Origin of the sequence: Streptomyces cylindrosporus (assembly GCF_022698165.1) — a bacterium.
GTDB lineage: Bacteria > Actinomycetota > Actinomycetes > Streptomycetales > Streptomycetaceae > Streptomyces > Streptomyces cylindrosporus.
In genome coordinates this window covers 915,625-932,075 of sequence record NZ_JALDAY010000001.1, presented here as the reverse complement: position 1 = coordinate 932,075, position 16,451 = coordinate 915,625, and the positions used below count along the sequence as shown (strand labels likewise).

Annotated in this window: 15 protein-coding genes and 1 riboswitch; of the genes, 3 read left to right on the top strand and 12 right to left on the bottom strand. The window is 70.8% G+C overall.

The annotated features are described in order from the left end of the window. Window positions 1-7: 7 nt before the first annotated feature. On the top strand, window positions 8-538 hold the full coding sequence (locus MQP27_RS04135) for a PadR family transcriptional regulator (protein WP_242761406.1): 531 nt from the start codon (window positions 8-10) through the stop codon (window positions 536-538). Between the two features lie 7 nt (window positions 539-545). Here the strand turns inward: MQP27_RS04135 and MQP27_RS04130 are convergent, their stop codons facing one another. The 5 genes from MQP27_RS04130 to MQP27_RS04110 all read right to left on the bottom strand — a co-directional run bounded on the left by MQP27_RS04130 (window position 546) and on the right by MQP27_RS04110 (window position 5,871). After that, window positions 546-1,736: a hypothetical protein gene (locus MQP27_RS04130; RefSeq protein WP_242760883.1), complete on the bottom strand. Its 1,191-nt coding sequence runs from the start codon at window positions 1,734-1,736 to the stop codon at window positions 546-548. Between the two features lie 31 nt (window positions 1,737-1,767). Beyond that, window positions 1,768-2,778, bottom strand: coding sequence for a C40 family peptidase (locus tag MQP27_RS04125; protein WP_242760882.1), 1,011 nt, complete (start codon window positions 2,776-2,778; stop codon window positions 1,768-1,770). 227 nt (window positions 2,779-3,005) lie between these two features. Then, entirely contained in the window at window positions 3,006-4,040 is a 1,035-nt protein-coding gene (locus tag MQP27_RS04120; RefSeq protein ID WP_242760881.1) for a C40 family peptidase, read from the bottom strand. 210 nt (window positions 4,041-4,250) lie between these two features. Next, complete coding sequence (locus tag MQP27_RS04115; RefSeq protein ID WP_242760880.1) at window positions 4,251-5,594, bottom strand: NYN domain-containing protein; 1,344 nt, start codon at window positions 5,592-5,594, stop codon at window positions 4,251-4,253. A gap of 37 nt (window positions 5,595-5,631) precedes the next feature. Then, window positions 5,632-5,871: a hypothetical protein gene (locus tag MQP27_RS04110; RefSeq protein WP_123988646.1), complete on the bottom strand. Its 240-nt coding sequence runs from the start codon at window positions 5,869-5,871 to the stop codon at window positions 5,632-5,634. A 156-nt stretch (window positions 5,872-6,027) separates the two neighbouring features. On the opposite strand from MQP27_RS04110, the gene MQP27_RS04105 reads away from it, so the two are divergent. Both MQP27_RS04105 and MQP27_RS04100 read left to right on the top strand, forming a co-directional pair. After that, window positions 6,028-6,762: a rhomboid family intramembrane serine protease gene (locus MQP27_RS04105; RefSeq protein ID WP_242760879.1), complete on the top strand. Its 735-nt coding sequence runs from the start codon at window positions 6,028-6,030 to the stop codon at window positions 6,760-6,762. Further along, window positions 6,759-7,040 (top strand): Lrp/AsnC family transcriptional regulator, encoded by a 282-nt coding sequence (locus MQP27_RS04100; protein WP_089101146.1) that lies wholly within the window; start codon window positions 6,759-6,761, stop codon window positions 7,038-7,040. The genes MQP27_RS04105 and MQP27_RS04100 overlap by 4 nt, the downstream gene beginning before the upstream one ends. Window positions 7,041-7,072: 32 nt before the next feature. On the opposite strand, the gene MQP27_RS04095 is transcribed toward MQP27_RS04100, so the two are convergent. From MQP27_RS04095 to ctaE, 7 genes are all read right to left on the bottom strand, one after another. Then, on the bottom strand, window positions 7,073-9,265 hold the full coding sequence (locus MQP27_RS04095; RefSeq protein WP_242760878.1) for a serine/threonine-protein kinase: 2,193 nt from the start codon (window positions 9,263-9,265) through the stop codon (window positions 7,073-7,075). 69 nt (window positions 9,266-9,334) lie between these two features. Then, window positions 9,335-10,696, bottom strand: coding sequence for an aminotransferase class V-fold PLP-dependent enzyme (locus tag MQP27_RS04090; RefSeq protein ID WP_242760877.1), 1,362 nt, complete (start codon window positions 10,694-10,696; stop codon window positions 9,335-9,337). Window positions 10,697-10,818: 122 nt separating this feature from the next. Further along, window positions 10,819-10,935: riboswitch (SAM riboswitch) on the bottom strand. Between the two features lie 75 nt (window positions 10,936-11,010). Beyond that, entirely contained in the window at window positions 11,011-12,075 is a 1,065-nt protein-coding gene (trpD, locus tag MQP27_RS04085; protein ID WP_242760876.1) for an anthranilate phosphoribosyltransferase, read from the bottom strand. Between the two features lie 141 nt (window positions 12,076-12,216). Further along, window positions 12,217-13,851, bottom strand: a complete 1,635-nt coding sequence (gene qcrB / locus MQP27_RS04080; RefSeq protein WP_242760875.1) for a cytochrome bc1 complex cytochrome b subunit — start codon at window positions 13,849-13,851, stop codon at window positions 12,217-12,219. Further along, window positions 13,848-14,903, bottom strand: a complete 1,056-nt coding sequence (gene qcrA, locus MQP27_RS04075) for a cytochrome bc1 complex Rieske iron-sulfur subunit (protein WP_242760874.1) — start codon at window positions 14,901-14,903, stop codon at window positions 13,848-13,850. The genes qcrB and qcrA overlap by 4 nt, the downstream gene beginning before the upstream one ends. Continuing rightward, the gene (gene qcrC, locus MQP27_RS04070; RefSeq protein WP_242760873.1) at window positions 14,900-15,709 is read right to left on the bottom strand and encodes a cytochrome bc1 complex diheme cytochrome c subunit; all 810 of its coding nucleotides are present in this window, start codon (window positions 15,707-15,709) and stop codon (window positions 14,900-14,902) included. Before qcrC ends, qcrA begins: the two co-directional genes overlap by 4 nt. A gap of 81 nt (window positions 15,710-15,790) precedes the next feature. Further along, on the bottom strand, window positions 15,791-16,411 hold the full coding sequence (gene ctaE, locus MQP27_RS04065) for an aa3-type cytochrome oxidase subunit III (protein WP_242760872.1): 621 nt from the start codon (window positions 16,409-16,411) through the stop codon (window positions 15,791-15,793). Window positions 16,412-16,451: the final 40 nt, after the last annotated feature.

Here is a 16,451-nt window from a genome sequence, read left to right as displayed (position 1 = left end):
GGGACCGGTGCTGGAGCTGTCGATCCTCGGCTTCCTGGCCGAACAGCCGCTGCACGGCTACGAGTTGAAGGAGCGCATCAAGGCGCTCAGCGGCCATGTCCGCCCGGTCAGCGACGGCGCCCTCTACCCGGCCATCACCCGCCTGGTCACCGCCGGCAAGCTCGACCAGCACACCGAGCCCGGCGCGAGCGCGGCCCCGCGCCGCATCCTGTCCCTCACCGACGCGGGCCGCGAGGACCTGCTGGAGCGACTGCGGCACCCGAAGCAGGCCGAGATCACCGACCACGTCCGCTTCAACACCGTCCTCGCGTTCCTACGGCACCTGCCGAACCGGCGGGAACAGGCGGCGGTGCTCAGGCGCCGGCTGGACTTCCTTCAGACGCCGTCGAGCTTCTTCTACGACGGCGGGAAGCCCGTGCGCGCGGAGGACAGCGGCGATCTCTTCCGGGAGGGCATGCTGCGGGTGGCGCGGGCGACCGGTACGGCCGAGCGGGCGTGGCTCCAGGAGGCCATCGAGCGGCTGGAGTCCGCGGGTTGAGGTCCCGTCAGCCCAGCTCGTCCCGCAGGTACTCCCGCCACTGCGCGGTGAACTTCTCCGGCGTCGTCCCCAGCACCTGCTTCAGCGCGCCCTCGACCGAGCCCGCCCGCGTCCTGTGGTCGCCGACGGCCCGGTAGAACGCGCCGAGCCGTGCCGCGCCCCACCGGCCGGCGATCATCCGGCAGGCCAGCCAGCCGCCCTCGTAGGCCTGCGCGAGCTTCGTCGCGTCGCCGCTGAACCCGAAGTCCTTGTCGGTCGGCAGCTCGGCCGGCTCCTGCCCGTCCGCCACCGCCCGCGCCAGCTCGGGCGCGGCCTGCGCGGCGGTGCGGCCGGTGCCGAGGTAGCCGATCCAGTCGGCGTACCCCTCGGAGAGCCACAGCGGGGTCGCGGCCGTGGTGTGGGCACGGGTGGCGACATGGGTGGTCTCGTGGGTGAGGACGACCTGTTTGCCGAGGGTGCCGAGGACACCGTACGCATCGGGGTTGACGATGATCCGGTCCGCGGGCGCGGTCGGCGGGCCGCCCACCTCGCCGGTGGTGACCGCGGCGATCCCGCGGTACTGGGAGGCGGGCGAGCCGAGCAGCCCCGCCATGCCCTCCAGCGACTTCGGTACGAGGACCACGACGTGCCGCGCCCAGTCGGTGCCCCAGGCCGCGGACACGGCCGGTACGGCGGCGTCCGCGAGGTCGGCGTAGCCGTGCAGCAGCTCGCTGGTCTGGCCGACGCCCAGGACGAGGCTCCGCTTCCCGCGCACGGCGGTCACCGAGCCCTGGTCCCACAGCTGCTCGGCCGCCTTCTTGGCGGGCGCGTCGGAGAGCACGTACCAGTCGCCGTCCGGGTCCCGGGTCAGGGTGAGCCTGCGGCCGACGGTGACGGGGGCGTTGTCGTAGCCCTCGACCTCGTAGCGCAGTTCGGCGTCGGCGGTGACCCGGTCGGCGCCGCGGTGCAGGGCGGTGACGCGGTACGACCAGGAGTGCAGCGGGACCCCGCGCACGTTCTCGAACCAGCCGGGCGCGCCCGTCGCCACGAACGCCGCCCGGTCCCGGTCGAGGACCGCGGTGGCCCGCCGGTCCAGGACCCGCTGCAGGTCGGCCTTCCCGCCGTCACCCGCCACTCCCCCGCCGCACGCCACCAGGGAGACGAGCAGCAGAACGAGAACCACCACCGCGGACCTCGGCGCCCGCCTACGACCAGCCACTTCAGGATCGTACGGCCGATCAGCCGCCCGGTCAGACCCTCGTCACGGACGAGACCGGCATCATGTTGACCGGGTCGTAGCGCACGGGTGCGCCGGGGTACGGCGCGTGGATCACCTGGCCGTTGCCCACGTACATGGCGACATGGCTGGCGTCGGACCGGTAGACGACCAGGTCACCGGGTTGCGCCTGGGAGAGCGGGACCTGGTGTCCGGCGTACCGCTGCTCCTGCGAGGTGCGCGGGAGATGGACGCCGGCGTGCGCGTACGACCACTGCATCAGGCCCGAGCAGTCGAAGCCGGAGGGGCCGGTGGCGCCCCAGACGTACGGCTTGCCGAGCGCGGAGCGGGCGGCGGCGATGGCGGCGGCCGCGCGGGCGTCGGGCGGGACGGCGCCGGTGAGGTCGGGGACGTCGCCGCCGCGCGAGGCGCGGTCGTAGGCGGCGCGCTCCGCGTACGGCAGGGAGTTGAGCAGCTGCCGGGCCTTGGCGAGCTTGCGCTCGACGGTCTTCTTGTGGGTGGCGACCGCCTTGCGGCTGCGCTCCAGCTCGGCCAGCTTGTCGGCCGCCTCGGCGCGCTCCTGGGCCAGTTCGCGCATGACGGACTGGAGTTCCCTGAGCTCGCCGGCCTGGTGGGCGCCGATCCGGTCGAGGACCGAGGCCTTGTCGAGGTAGTCGGCCGGGTCGTCGGAGAAGAGCAGGGCGATGGACGGGTCGATGCCGCCGGAGCGGTACTGGGCGCCGGCCAGCGAACCGAGCGACTCCCGCATGGAGTTGATGCGGTCCTGCTGGCGGGCGATCCGGTCCTGCGCCTGGCTCACCTCGCGGCGCAGCGTGCCCGCGGTCTCGTCGGCCTTGTCGTAGGCCTCGGTCGCCTTCTCGGCCTCCTGGTAGAGACGGTCCACCTCGGCCTTGGTGTCGTCGTGCGGTGCGGCGTTCGCCGGTACGGCGCCGAGGGCGGCGGCAGCGGCGGACAGGACGCACAGGGCGGCGCCCGCGCCCCGGTTGAACCCGGAGGACGGTGCAAGGCGGCGATGGGACCCCACGGGAAGCCGCGCTCCTTCCGTTGGCGACAGGGACTGCCTCCCCGGCGCAGCGGGGAAACGCGGCAGACAGTAGCCCTGCGGCAGGGGCTCGGCCAAAGACCTCGGCGGGCACACAAAGTGACGCCCCGCCTCTGACGCAGGTCATCGGCGGGGCGTGGGGTCAGCGGAAGTTGTCGTGATTCGCCCGTTCGGGGGTCGTGTTGTGCCCGGTTCGAAGGGGTACGGAGTCAGATCCGGACGCCGAACTGGAACGGCATGTTGCTGATCGACTCGTAGCGCACGACGGTACCGGTGCGCGGGGCGTGGATCACCTGGCCGTTGCCGGCGTAGAGGCCGACGTGGTGCAGGTCGCCGTAGAAGAGCACGAGGTCGCCGACCTTGAGCTGGCTGACGCTGTAGATCCGGGTGCCGGCGTTGGCCTGGGCCTGCGAGGTGCGCGGGATGGAGACGCCGGCCTGGGCGTAGGCCCAGGAGGTCAGGCCCGAGCAGTCGTAGGAGGCGGTGCCGGTGGCGCCGTAGACGTACGGCTTGCCGAGCTGGGACTGGGCGGCGGCGAAGGCCGCGGCGGCCCGGCTGGAGGCGGCGGTGGAGTTGCCGAGGTCCACGCGCTCGCTGGCCGAGCGGCTGGCGCGGGCGTCGGCGGCGGCGAGGGCGGCGCGCTCCGCGGCGGTCAGGGAGTTGAGCAGCTTCTGCGCCTCGGCGAGCTTGCCCTGGACGTCCTTCTTGTTCTTCGCCAGCTGGGCGCGGGTGGTGGCGAGGTCCTTGAGCTTGTCGGAGGCCTCGGCACGCTCCTGGGCGAGGGCCCGCTGCTTCTCCTGGATCTTCTTCAGCGCCTCGACCTGCTGGGCGCTCAACTGGTCGGCGGTGGAGGCCTTGTCCAGGTAGTCGTCGGGGTTCGACGACAGGAAGAGCTGGAGGGAGGAGTCGATGGAGCCGGTGCGGTACTGGGCGGCGGCCGCCAGGCCTATGGAGTCGCGCAGCTCGTTGAGCTCCTCCTGGCCGCGGGCGACGTTGTCCTGGATGGTGGAGATCTCCTTCTGGAGCTTCTCCTGCTTCTCCTTGGCGCCGTTGAGCTTCTCGGTGGCCTGCTCGGCCTGCTCGTAGAGCTTGTCGACCTTCGCCTTGACCTCGTCCTTCGACGGCTTCTCGCTCGGCGCGGCGTTCGCCGCCTGGGCGCTGATGGCAACGGCGGCAGCAGCTGCGGTGGTGAGCACGGTCACTCGAGCCCGGCTCGGCTGCTTGGGTCGACGGTGGGACGCCACGGACGAGGGCTCCTTCTTGAGAGTGATCACCCGTTCGGAGGTTCGAGCCCAGACCCTAGTGACCTTCCTGTGATCAGTTCAAATCCTCAGGAGCAAAATCCTGTCACGCCATGCATTCTTTACACACAACTCACGTGCGGTGATCCTCGACTGACACTACGTTGCGTGACGATCCCGCCAATTCGGGCATTAAACCTAGAAGTTCGACCTTCAGGACAGGCGCTTCAGAAGCATCGCAGAAGCGACCGGTCGGGCACCTGCCCTGGCGACGCCGTCGGCCACCTCGCGGTCGGTCGAGGCGACGATGACGGGGCGGCCCGGCGGCTCGGCGCGCACCAGCTGGCGGATCAACTCGTCCGCGGTGACGCCCGGTTTGGAGAACAGCACCCGCACCCCGCGCGGCGGCGCGAGCAGCACCGGCGCGACCAGCTCGGCCCCGTCGAAGACACAGGTGACCTCGGCGCCGGTCTGCGCGGCCAGCTGCGAGAGCTGCCCGAGCAGCCTGAGGCGCTGCTTCTCCAGGGGCATCTGGGGATAGCCGGTCTTGGTGACGTTGTAGCCGTCGACCACCAAGTGCGCCTGGGGCAGGGCCAGTAGCTGGTCGAGAACGGCCGGATCGTGTTCGGACAGCGCCCGCGCGGCGATGTCCTTCGGGGTCATTCGTCCCGGTTCGACCGCATCCACGGTCTCGGCCGGCCGCACGGACACGGGCGGCAACGCCAGCTCCCGGCGCAGCCCTTGGGCCGCGTCCAGAACGGTGTCAAGGAGCAGACGCACGCGCATGTCCTCGACACTGCGCCCCTCCCGCGCTGCTTTGCGCGTGGCCTCCAGCGCAGCCTCGGACTCCCCGAGCCGCGCCTTCAGCCGCCGCGCCTCGCTCTCCGCGGCGGACACCTGCGCCTGCCCCTCGGCGCGCAGGGTCTCCATCTCGCCCTGGACCTTGCGCAGGGCGGCCTCGCCGCGCTTGACGTCGCTGAGGGCGGCGCGCAGCTTGCGGTGAAGCGATTCCGCTTCCTTCCTGGCGGTCTCCAGCTCCAGCCGCAGCCGCTCGGTCTCGGCACGGGTCTGCTCGCGGGCACCGGCGAGCTCCTCGCGCAGCCGCTCCAGCTCGGCCCGGCTCTCCTCGCCGGCCCGCTCGGCGTCGGCCCGCTGGGCCTCCTCGCCGGCCGCGGTCACCAGCTTCACCCAGCCCGTGGGCCGCAGCACATAGGCCGCGGCCGCCACGTCGAGCGGATCCGCGGCCGGGGGCGGCGAGCCGGAGTCGAGGGCGCCGGCGAGTTCCGGCTGGGCCTCTCTCAGCTTCTCCCCGATGCGCTGCCGGAAGAGCGGATCGGTCTCCAGCGCGGCCGCCATCGCGTTCCCGGCGAACTTGGCCCGCCGGTTCGGCGCGAACCGGGCGTACTGCCTGAGCTGCGCGGGCAGTTCACCGACGGTCAGCCCGCCGAACCCGTCCGAGACGATCTGTACGACCCTGCGGCGCACGCCGTCGGGCAGCGGACGGTCGAGCACCTCGGCGGCGCCGTCGCCCGGCCCCCCGCCTTGTGTCTCCACCATCCGTCACACCCCATTTACCGTGCGGGGCCGCTCCCTGTCAGGAGCCGGCGCCCGGCCTGTCCACGAGTTCCACCTGATCCACCGCGTTGCACCAGCGGCAGCGCACCGACTCGATGGTCTCACTGACCACCTCGCGCTCCTCGACGTTCGGCTCTCCGGCCAGGTCGAGGTGGACGTACTCGACCACCTTCGACGAGCGGGTCACGTCGAAGCGCGTGAGATTGCCGCAGAGGGTGCAGCGCCACCGCGTCGAGGCGGTCGGCAGGGGAACCGTCATCGTGACTGTTCGCTTTCCTTCTAGTCTCCGTGACGCGCCAGTTTCCCTGGAGCGTGTGGCCGTAACCCTACGGCCTGGCGGCAACCCACCGCTGGTCCGTCCACGGCGGCGAGGCGGTCTGTGCGGCTGCGTCCTGTTACGTCATGCTCTGTGTTCATGATCGGCAACTGGAACGTGACCGTCGGCAGAGTGCTCCGAGGACCCTCGGCGCCGGTGACGTACGGGCTGATCGCCGTGTGCTGTCTGGCCTTCGTGATCGGCCCCGCCGGGGGGCTGAATCCCGCCTACGGCTCCGGGGACGCGCTGCTCGCCGCGCAGCGCGCCTACTTCCACCGCTGGGGCGTGGTCCCGGCCGAGCTCTTCGAGGGCTCCGCGCGCGCCGCCCTGACCCCGGCCACGGCCCTCTTCGTCCACGGCAGCTGGGTCCACCTGCTCGGCAACATGCTCTTCCTCTACGTCTTCGGGGTGATGACCGAGGAACGCATGGGCCGGATCCAGTTCACCCTCTTCTACGTCGGCTGCGGCTACCTCGCCCTGCTGGGGTACGCGGCGGCCAATTCCGCGTCCGAGCAGTCCCTGGTCGGCGCTTCCGGGGCGATCTCGGCGGTCCTCGGGGCGTTTCTGTACCTGTTCCCCGGAGCCAGGGTCACAAGCCTGCTCCCGTTCCTCTTCTTCCTCCCGCTGCGCTTCCCGGCCTGGGTCGTCCTGCCCTTCTGGGCGTCCCTCCAGTGGCTCGCGGCGGGCCGGGCGCCCCAGGGCCCCGGGGTGGCGTATCTGGCGCACCTGGTGGGCTTCGGCCTGGGCTTCTGCTACGCATGGGCCCGATTCCGCCGTACGACTACAGTTGACCCCGCCCCAGCTCCGGCCCCCGAGGGAGAGAACCAGCCGTGATCACCGCGATCGTCCTCATCAAGACCAGCGTGGACCGGATCCCCGAGATCGCGGAGCGGATCGCCGCGCTGGACTCCGTCAGCGAGGTCTTCTCGGTCACCGGCACGTACGACCTGATCGCGATGGTCCGGGTCAAGCAGCACGAGGACCTCGCCGAGGTCATTCCCGGCAGCATCAGCAAGATCCCCGGCGTCGAGGCCACGGACACCCACGTCGCCTTCCGCACGTACTCCCAGCACGACCTGGAGGCGGCCTTCGCGATCGGGCTGGACAGCTAGATCCAGAGCTTCTGGATCCAGAGCTTCTGGATCTAGAGCTTCAGCGCGGCGATTCCCTCGGCGGTCGCCACGTAGGCGAGGCCGTCCTTGATCACGGGGCTGTGGACTCCGCCGTCGGGCTCGGGGTCGCCGAAGGACAGCCTGCGGCGCTGCTTGCCGGTCGCGTCCACCGAGTAGAGGACGCCGTCCAGGCAGGCGTAGACGGAGTTCCCGACGACGGTGGGGTCGCTGTGGTCCGTGCCGCCCTGCGGGCTCTCGAAGGCCCACTTGGTCCTGCCGGTCACGGGGTCGATGGCCGCGAGGCGTCCCTGGTCGGTGGTGACCGCGAGGTCGCCGAGGCGGACCGAGGTGAAGTAGCGGCCGCCGCCCGCGTCGTCGTTGTCAGCGCTCCACAAGAGCCTTCCGGACGTGCTGATGGCGTGCAGGAGGGTCTCGCCACCGGACCCCACCAGCAGGGTGCCGCCGATCAGGGTGGGCCGGCCGGGGTCGACCCCGGCCGGGACGGACCAGCGCAGCCTGCCGTCCATCAGGCCGAAGGCCTGTACGACGTCCCCGAAGGTGCCGACGTAGACCATGCCGTTGCCCACGGCCGGCTCGCTGGTGGGGGCGGCGTCGGTCGACTTCTCCCAGACGAGTCCGCCGCCCGAGGCGTAGGCCCGGAGCGTGCCCTTGTCCGAGGTGGCGCCGGTCGTGACCAGCACGAAGTCTCCCGCGGTCACCGGGAACTGGCTGCCGCCCCCGTCGATCTTCTTCGTCCAGCGGATCCGCCCGTACCGCGAGACCGCGCACAGTTTCGACGCGCCCTCGCCGTCGTCCTCCAGCAGGCAGTACGCGCCGTCCGCGGTCGCCACCGGCGGCATCACCGGGGCGCCCAGGTCGACGGCCCACAGCTTCTTCCCGGCGGGGCTCACCGCGTGCAGGGAACCGTCCGCGCCCCCGACGTACACCCGGTCCCCGGCGGGCGAGAGCGCGACGCACGCCCCGTGCCGCCCGCCCGCGCGGCCACCGAGCCCACCGACGTCGTACGTCCAGCTCACTCCCGGGGGCAGTGTCGCCCCCGACGACCGGTCGCTGGAGACGGACGTGCCGGGGACGCCGCCGGCACCCCCGGACGGGTCCTCTCCGCTCCGGTCCCGCAGCCACAGCCAGCCACCGGTCCCGGCCCCCGCGGCGACCACGGCCCCGCCGACCAGCACCCTCAACACGCCGCGCCGGGACGGGCGTTCGGCGGTCTGCGCGCTGGTGTCGGCCGTCACGTCGGGTACGTCCGTCACCTCGGTGACCGTCATCGGCGCGACGTACTCGACCCGGCTCTCCCGCTCCCCCGAGTCCCGTTCCGGAAGCCACCGTTCGGTCTCGGCGACGGGCTCGGGGGCCAGGTACCAGCCGGGTCGCAGGCCCTCGCGGAGGGTGTCGGTGGTGTGGCCGGCGGCCTCGGGGACACCCGCCGGGGCCAGGCGGGCCGCCGGATCCTCCGCCAGGCACGACTCGACCAGCGGCCGGAGGCCGTCCGGCACCCCGGAGAGGTCGAAGTCGCGGGTCAGGATGCGCAGCAGGATCACCGAGTCCTGGCCCTCGCCGAAGGGTTCGCGCCCCGCGGCCGCGTACGCGAGCACCGCGCCCAGCGAGAAGACGTCGCTCGGCGGGCCCACCTCGGCGCCGTTGCGGATCTGCTCCGGCGAGACATAGCCGACCGAGCCGACGACGGCCCCGGTGTTGGTCAGGGCGGTCGCCTCAAGGGCCCGTACGATCCCGAAGTCGATGACCCGCGGGCCGTCCGGCGCCAGCAGGATGTTGGAGGGCTTCAGGTCCCGGTGGACCATCCCCTTGGCGTGGATCGCGGCGAGCGCCTCGCCGAGCGCGGCGGCCAGCAGCCGTACCGCACGGTCGGGCAGCGCGCCGTGGTCGAGCACCGCGTCGCGCAGGTTCGGGCCCTCGACGAACTCCGTTGCCATCCACGGCCGTTCGGCCTCGGTGTCGGCGTCGACGACCCGCGCGGTGTACGGCCCCGCGCCGCCGATGCTCTGCGCGGCCCGCACCTCCTGCCGGAACCGGGCCCGGAAGGTGCGGTCCTCGGCGTGCTCGGCCCGCACCACCTTCACGGCGAGCCGCGGCCCGCCCTGCCCCTCGGCGAGGTACACCTCCCCCATGCCGCCCGCGCCGAGCCTGCCCAGCACCTCGTACGGCCCGATCCGCCGCGGATCGTTCGCGCGCAGCGCTTCCACCCCGTGCTCCCCCTGTTCAGCGTCCTGCTGCTTGAGGGGGAGCGTATACGGCGGATGTCGTACGGCGCCTCAGACCGCCGGCACGCAGCGGCCGTCCTCGGTGCGGTAGCGCCACTTCGCGCCAACCGTCACCAGTTCCCTGACGGCGTTGACGAAGCGCTCGACGTGCTCGTCCGGCGTGCCCGCGCCGAAGCTCACCCGGATCGCGTTGAGGGACTTCTCGCCGGGCGCGGCCTCGGGCGCGCCGCACTCGCCCTGGGTCTGCGGGTCGGAGCCGAGCAGGGTCCTGACCAGCGGGTGGGCGCAGAAGAGGCCGTCGCGGACGCCGATGCCGTACTCGGCGGAGAGCGCGGCGGCGAAGTGCGAGCTGTTCCAGCCCTCGACGACGAAGGAGATCACGCCGACGCGCGGGGCGTCGTCGCCGAAGAGGGAGAGGACGCGGACCTCGGGGACCTCGGCGAGCCCCGCCCGCACCTTCTCGATCAGGTACCGCTCACGGGCCACCAGCGCCTCGAAGCCGGCCTCGGTGAGGGCCTTGCAGGCCGACGCGATGGAGTAGGCGCCGATGACGTTCGGGGAGCCGGCCTCGTGGCGGGCGGCGCTCTCGTGCCACTCCACGTCCACTCCCCCGTCCTCGCGCCGGGTGACCCTGCGGCTGGCGCCGCCGCCGGCGAGGTAGGGGTCGGCTGCCTGGAGCCAGTCCGCGCGGCCGGCCAGGACGCCGGAGCCGAAGGGGGCGTACAGCTTGTGGCCGGAGAAGGCGACCCAGTCGACGTCGAGGTCCCGCACGGAGACCGGGTGGTGCGGGGCCAGCTGGGCGGCGTCCAGGACGATCCGGGCGCCGTGCGCGTGGGCGGCGGCGGCCAGCTCGCGGACCGGCCACAGCTCGCCGGTGACGTTGGACGCGCCGGTGACGCAGACCAGGGCCGGGCCGTACGGGTCTCGGTCGGCGAGGGCGCGCTCCAGGGTCTCGACGGCCTGGCGGGGGGTGCGCGGGGCGTTGAGGTAGGTGACCCGGGCGTCCTGCCAGGGCAGCAGGCTCGCGTGGTGCTCGGTCTCGAAGACGAAGACCTGGCAGTCGGCGGGGAGCGCTGCGGCGAGGAGGTTGAGCGAGTCGGTGGTCGACCGGGTGAAGATCAGCTGGTCGTCGGCGCGGCAGTCCAGGAACTCGGCGACGGTCGTGCGCGCGTTCTCGAAGAGGTCGGTGGAGAGCTGGGAGAGGTAGCCGGCGCCGCGGTGGACGCTGCCGTAGTAGGGCGCGTAGGCCGCGACGTCGTCCCAGACGCGCTGGAGGGCGGGGGCGCTGGCCGCGTAGTCGAGCGCCGCGTAGGTGACCTCGCCGCCGGTGACGAGCGGGACGGTGACATCTCGACCCAGAACGGGCAGCGGGGCACAAATGGTCTGGGCGGAGGCAGCGGTGGAGACGGACATGGGGAACTCCCGTGAAAAGAGAAGGGTGAGATGGGTGTGCGGAGGCGGGGCTCGGCGCCCTATCGCATTCGCTTGCTCACGGAAGACTCCCTCGAACGACCAGGACCCCTGGTTTCGAGAGGGGCCCGCGCTTGCCGTAGACCTCGCTGCCTACGGCCTGGTCTTCACCCGGGGCACCCCGCCACGGACGGAGGGTTGCCGGACAGTCGGCCGGGGCCTCATGACTGTCACTCATGACCTGGTACGGGAACGTACGTGAAGTGATCGCGGTCCCGCAACTCGTGTCCGGATTGCGGGACCGCACCTCGCGGCGGTTACGCGTTGCTGGCCGCCACCCAGCGGTCCAGCGCCCGCTTGGCCGACCCGGAGTCGATCGACTCGGCCGCCTTCGCCATTCCGGCGCTGATCTGCTCGGCCAGCGTGCCGGGACCCGGGTCGAGGGCGACGAGGGCCGCCGCAGAGTTCAGGAGTACGGCGTCCCGGACCGGGCCCGTCTCGCCGTCCAGGAGGCGCCGGGCGACCTCCGCGTTGTACGAGGGGTCGCCGCCGCGCAGGGCCTCCACCGGGACCAGCTCGATGCCGACGTCACGCGGGTCGAAGGTCTCCTCGGTGACCTTGCCGTCCCGGACGACCCAGACGTGCGAGGTCGCCGTGGTCGTCAGCTCGTCGAGGCCGTCGTCGCCCCGGAAGACCAGCGAGGAGTTGCCGCGCTCGGCGAAGACGCCGGCGACGATCGGTGCCATGCGCGGGTCGGCGACACCGACGGCCTGCGCCCGCACCTTCGCGGGGTTGGTCAGCGGGCCGAGCGCGTTGAACACCGTACGGATGCCCAACTGGCCGCGGGCGGCGCCCACATGACGCAGCGCCGGGTGGAACTTGATGGCGAAGCAGAAGGTGATCCCGGCCTCCTCGGCCACCTGGGGCACCCGCCGCACCGGCAGCTCCAGATTGACGCCCAGCTTCTCCAGCACGTCGGACGCGCCGGACGCGGAGGACGCGGCGCGGTTGCCGTGCTTGACGACCCGGGCGCCGGTGCCGGCGACGACGATCGACGACATCGTGGAGATGTTGACGGTCTTCGCGCCGTCGCCGCCCGTGCCGACGATGTCGACGGTCGGGCCCGGCACCTCGATCACGTTCGCGTGCTCGTACATCGTCCGGACCAGGCCGTTGATCTCCTCGACGGTCTCGCCCTTGGCCCGCAGCGCCACCACGAACCCGGCGATCTGCGCGTCGGTCGCCTCGCCGCGCATCATCAGGTCCATCGCCCAGGCGGTGTCGTCGGTGCTCAGGTCCCGGCCGGCGAGCAGACCGTTCAGCAGGGCGGGCCAGGAACGGCCCGCCGCGGTGTCGCCTCCAGCGGGGGTCACAGCGCTCATAAGGCCGCTCCTGGTCGTCGTAGAACCGGAAAACAGTGGTGAGCCCCACCCTATCCAGCTCAGGGCATGGAGAAGGGCCCCGTCCGAACACCGGACGGGGCCCTTCTGCCGCGCTGTGGCGAGCGCAGCGACAGGCGGGGATCAGTGGTGGCCGTGGCCGCTCGTGATCTCCTTGTACTCCTCGACGGTCGGCTTCGGAATCTGGGACTCCTCGCCGTAGTACGCCTCGCTGAGCTTGGCGCGCAGCTTCTCGGTGCCCTTCACCTTGCGCTCGACGCCGTTCTCGTCGACCGTCGGGCCGATCTCGACCGGCTTGTACTGCTCGTGCGCGGTGAGGGTGTGCAGCGCGTCCTGGCTGAGCGGCTCGTGCACCTCGATGAACTCACCGTGCGGCAGGCGCTTGATGATGCCGGACTCGCGGCCGTGCAGCACCTTGTCCCGGTCACGGCGCTGGAGGCCGAGGCAGATCCGCTTGGTGGCGATGAAGACCAGCACCGGCACGACGAAGAAGCCGACGCGCACGAACCAGGTGATCGCGTTGATCGACAGGTGGAAGTGCGTGGCCCACAGGTCGTTGCCGCCACCGATCATCAGCACGAAGTACCAGGAGATCCACGCGGCGCCGAACGCGGTGCGCGTCGGGGCGTTGCGCGGACGGTCCAGGATGTGGTGCTCGCGCTTGTCGCCGGTGACCCAGGACTCGATGAACGGGTAGACCGCGATCGCGACCAGGACCAGCGGGAAGATCACCAGCGGGATGAACACGCCCAGGACGAGCGTGTGGCCCCAGAGGTTGATCTCCCAGCCCGGCATCGTACGGATCAGGCCCTCGGAGAAGCCCATGTACCAGTCGGGCTGGGCGCCGGTGGACACCTGGTCGGGACGGTAGGGGCCCATGGACCAGATCGGGTTGATCGAGGCGATCGCCGCGATGGCCGTGATGACGCCGAAGACCAGGAAGAAGAAGCCGCCGGCCTTCGCCATGTACACCGGCAGCAGGGGCATGCCGACGACGTTGTTGTTCGTCTTGCCGGGGCCCGCGAACTGCGTGTGCTTGTGGTAGAAGACCAGGATCAGGTGGCCCACCATCAGGCCGAGCATGATGCCCGGCAGCAGCAGGATGTGGACCGAGTAGAACCGGGCCACGAAGTCGCCGCCGGGGAACTCGCCGCCGAAGAGGAACATCGACAGGTACGTGCCGACGATCGGCACGGACAGGATCGCGCCCTCCATGAAGCGGACACCGGTGCCGGAGAGCAGGTCGTCCGGGAGCGAGTAGCCGGTGAAGCCGGTGAACATGCCCAGGACGAGCAGCAGGAAGCCGAACAGCCAGTTGACCTCACGCGGCTTGCGGAACGCGCCGGTGAAGAACACGCGCATCATGTGCACGAACATGCCGGCGAGGAAGATCAGCGCGGCCCAGTGGTGGATCTGCCGGATCAGCAGACCGCCGCGCACGTCGAAGGAGATGTGCAGGGTCGAGTTGAACGCCTCGGACATCATCTGGCCCTGCAGCGGGATGTAGCTGCCGTGGTACTCCACCTCGTTCATCGACGGGTGGAAGAACAGCGTCAGGTACACACCCGTGAGGATGAGGATGATGAAGCTGTACATGCACACTTCGCCCAACATGAACGACCAGTGGTCGGGGAAGATCTTGCGCATGTTGGTCTTGGCCAGGGAGTAGATCCCCAGCCGGCCGTCGGCCCAGTCGGCGACGCGCTCGCCGGCCGGCGCTTTGCCGCGCCGGGCCTCGGTGCTGGTGTTGGTGCTCATCCGCGCTCCCAGAATGCAGGACCGACGGGCTCTTCGAAGTCGCCGAGCGCCTCGAGGTAGCCCTCGTCGTTCACGCCGATGCGCAGCTGCGGCAGGGCGTGACCGGCGGGGCCGAAGATCACTCGGGCACCGTCGGAGAGGTCGAAGGTGGACTGGTGGCAGGGGCACAGCACGTGGTGCGTCTGCTGCTCGTACAGGGAGATCGGGCAACCGACGTGGGTGCAGATCTTCGAGTACGCCACGATGCCCTCGTGCGACCACTCGAGCTCGCGCTTGTCCTTGATGTTGGCCGGCTGGAGCCGGACGATCATCAGGGCCGCCTTGGCGATCTCGGTCTGGAAGTTCTCGTCGTGCTCCTCCAGGCCCTCGGGCTTGGCGAAGGTGAGCGAGCCGACCGCGACGTCAGCGGGACGCAGCGGCTCGTTGGTGTTCATGTTGACGAGCAGCTTGCCCTTGGACCACAGCGTGTGGCGGAGCTTGGTCCCCGGCAGCGGGCCGAGGTCGCGCAGCAGCATGACGCCGGAGAGCGGGAACAGGGCCAGCGCGCCGAACATCGTGTTGCGGATCAGCTTGCGGCGGCCGAGCGCGGACTCCTTGGCGCCCTGCTTGAAGTCGGCCATGACCTTGGCCTTGACCTCGGGCGGGGCCTCGATCGGGTGCCGCTCGTCGGCGATCTCCTCGTCGGACATCAGGGTGCGGGCCCAGTGGACCGCGCCGGCGCCGATGGAGAACAGCGCGAGGCCCAGGGTCAGGCCCAGCGCGAAGTTCAGCGCGTTGATGTGGCCGATCGGGAAGACGTAGATCGCCTTGTCGTGCGGGATCCCCACGTACGAGGCGATGAAGCCGACCGTGGCGAGCATCGAGACCGTGAACAGCATGGCCACCGTGCGCTCGGACCGCTTGGCGGCCCGCTCGTCGATGTCCTGGATCCGGTGCTCGTGCGGGGGCAGACCGGGATCCGCGAACGGGTCCTTGTCGTCCGCGACGCTTACCGCGCCGTGCGCGTCCTGCTCAGCGGGCAGGTTCTCTTCTGGAATGTCTTGGCTACTCATGACTTCTTGGCCTTTGCGGTCCGAGCGGCGACCCAGACGGCGACCGCGATCAGCGCGCCGAGTCCGAAGATCCAGGCGAACAGGCCCTCGGAGACCGGGCCGAGACCGCCCAGCTCAAGGCCGCCGGGGCTCTCGGTGTCGTCACCGTTGACCGCGTTCAGGTACGCGATGATGTCCTTCTTGTTCTGCTCCGACAGCGTGGTGTCGGGGAACGACGGCATGTTCTGCGGGCCGGTCTGCATGGCCTCGTAGATGTGCTTCGGGTCGACGCCCTCGAGGCTCGGCGCGAACTTGCCGTGCGTCAGCGCGCCGCCCTTGCCGGTGAAGTTGTGGCACTGCGCGCAGTTGGTGCGGAACAGCTCGCCGCCCTTGGCGATGTCGGCACCGTCGGGGCCGTACTGCGCCTTCGTGGGGACCGTCGGGCCGGCGCCCAGCGACGCGATGTACGCGGCCAGCTGGTCGATCTCGGCCTGGCTGTAGATGACCTTCTTGCGCGGGATCTGCGCGCCCGGCTGCTGGGCCGGCATACGACCGGTGCCGACCTGGAAGTCGACGGCGGCGGAGCCCACGCCGACCAGGCTCGGGCCGTCGGAGGTGCCCTGACCGCCGGTTCCGTGGCACGTAGCGCAGCCTACGGAGTAGAGCTTCTTGCCCTCGTCGATGGCGAGAGACTGGGAGGTTTCATCGGCCTGCGCCTTGCTCGCGGGCGCGAACGCGGCGTACAGCCCCCCAGTGGCCGCCAGCGCGAGGAGTAGGACGACGACCGCCGCCAGCGGATGGCGTCGTCGTGCGGAGAGCTTTTTCACGGATTACCCCGGTGTCAGGATCTTCTGCGTCGATGCTTGTGGGTTGTGCGCCTGCCCGGCGCACGCGGGAACAGGCCCCGGCTACTTGATCAGGTAGATCGTGGCGAAGAGGCCGATCCACACGACATCGACGAAGTGCCAGTAGTAGGACACGACGATGGCCGCGGTCGCCTGCTCGTGGGTGAACCTCTTCGCCGCGTAGGTGCGGCCGAGGACGAACAGGAAGGCGATGAGGCCGCCCGTCACGTGCATGCCGTGGAACCCGGTGGTCAGGTAGAACACCGAGCCGTACGGGTCGGAGGACAGGGACAGCCCGTCCTTCTTCACCAGCTCCGTGTACTCGAAGATCTGACCGCCGATGAAGATCGCACCCATGACGAAGGTGACGATGAACCAGCCCCGGAGCTTCTTCACGTCCCCGCGCTCGGCGGCGAAGACGCCGAGCTGGCAGGTGAGGGAGGAGAGCACCAGGATCGTGGTGTTGGTCGCGGAGAACGGAAGGTTGAGATGGCTCGCCATCTCCTTCCAGTGATCCGGACCGGTCACCGATCGCAGGGTGAAGTACATCGCGAAGAGGGCCGCGAAGAACATCAGCTCGGAACTCAGCCAGATGATGGTTCCGACGCTGGTGAGGTTCGGCCGGTTGACCGACGGGTGCGCGTGCCCGGTTTCTACTGTCGTTGCTGTCGCCACGACCGACATTATGTCGGTCGCTTATCCCGCCCTCACTCCGGGGGGTGCC

Bases quoted from the DNA above. Each gene is read 5' to 3' on its own strand.
- MQP27_RS04115 (WP_242760880.1), bottom strand. From the start codon at position 5,594: ATGGTGGAGACACAAGGCGGGGGGCCGGGCGACGGCGCCGCCGAGGTG.
- MQP27_RS04110 (WP_123988646.1), bottom strand. From the start codon at position 5,871: ATGACGGTTCCCCTGCCGACCGCCTCGACGCGGTGGCGCTGCACCCTC.
- MQP27_RS04105 (WP_242760879.1), top strand. From the start codon at position 6,028: ATGATCGGCAACTGGAACGTGACCGTCGGCAGAGTGCTCCGAGGACCC.
- MQP27_RS04090 (WP_242760877.1), bottom strand. From the start codon at position 10,696: ATGTCCGTCTCCACCGCTGCCTCCGCCCAGACCATTTGTGCCCCGCTG.
- trpD (WP_242760876.1), bottom strand. From the start codon at position 12,075: ATGAGCGCTGTGACCCCCGCTGGAGGCGACACCGCGGCGGGCCGTTCC.
- qcrB (WP_242760875.1), bottom strand. From the start codon at position 13,851: ATGAGCACCAACACCAGCACCGAGGCCCGGCGCGGCAAAGCGCCGGCC.
- qcrA (WP_242760874.1), bottom strand. From the start codon at position 14,903: ATGAGTAGCCAAGACATTCCAGAAGAGAACCTGCCCGCTGAGCAGGAC.
- ctaE (WP_242760872.1), bottom strand. From the start codon at position 16,411: ATGTCGGTCGTGGCGACAGCAACGACAGTAGAAACCGGGCACGCGCAC.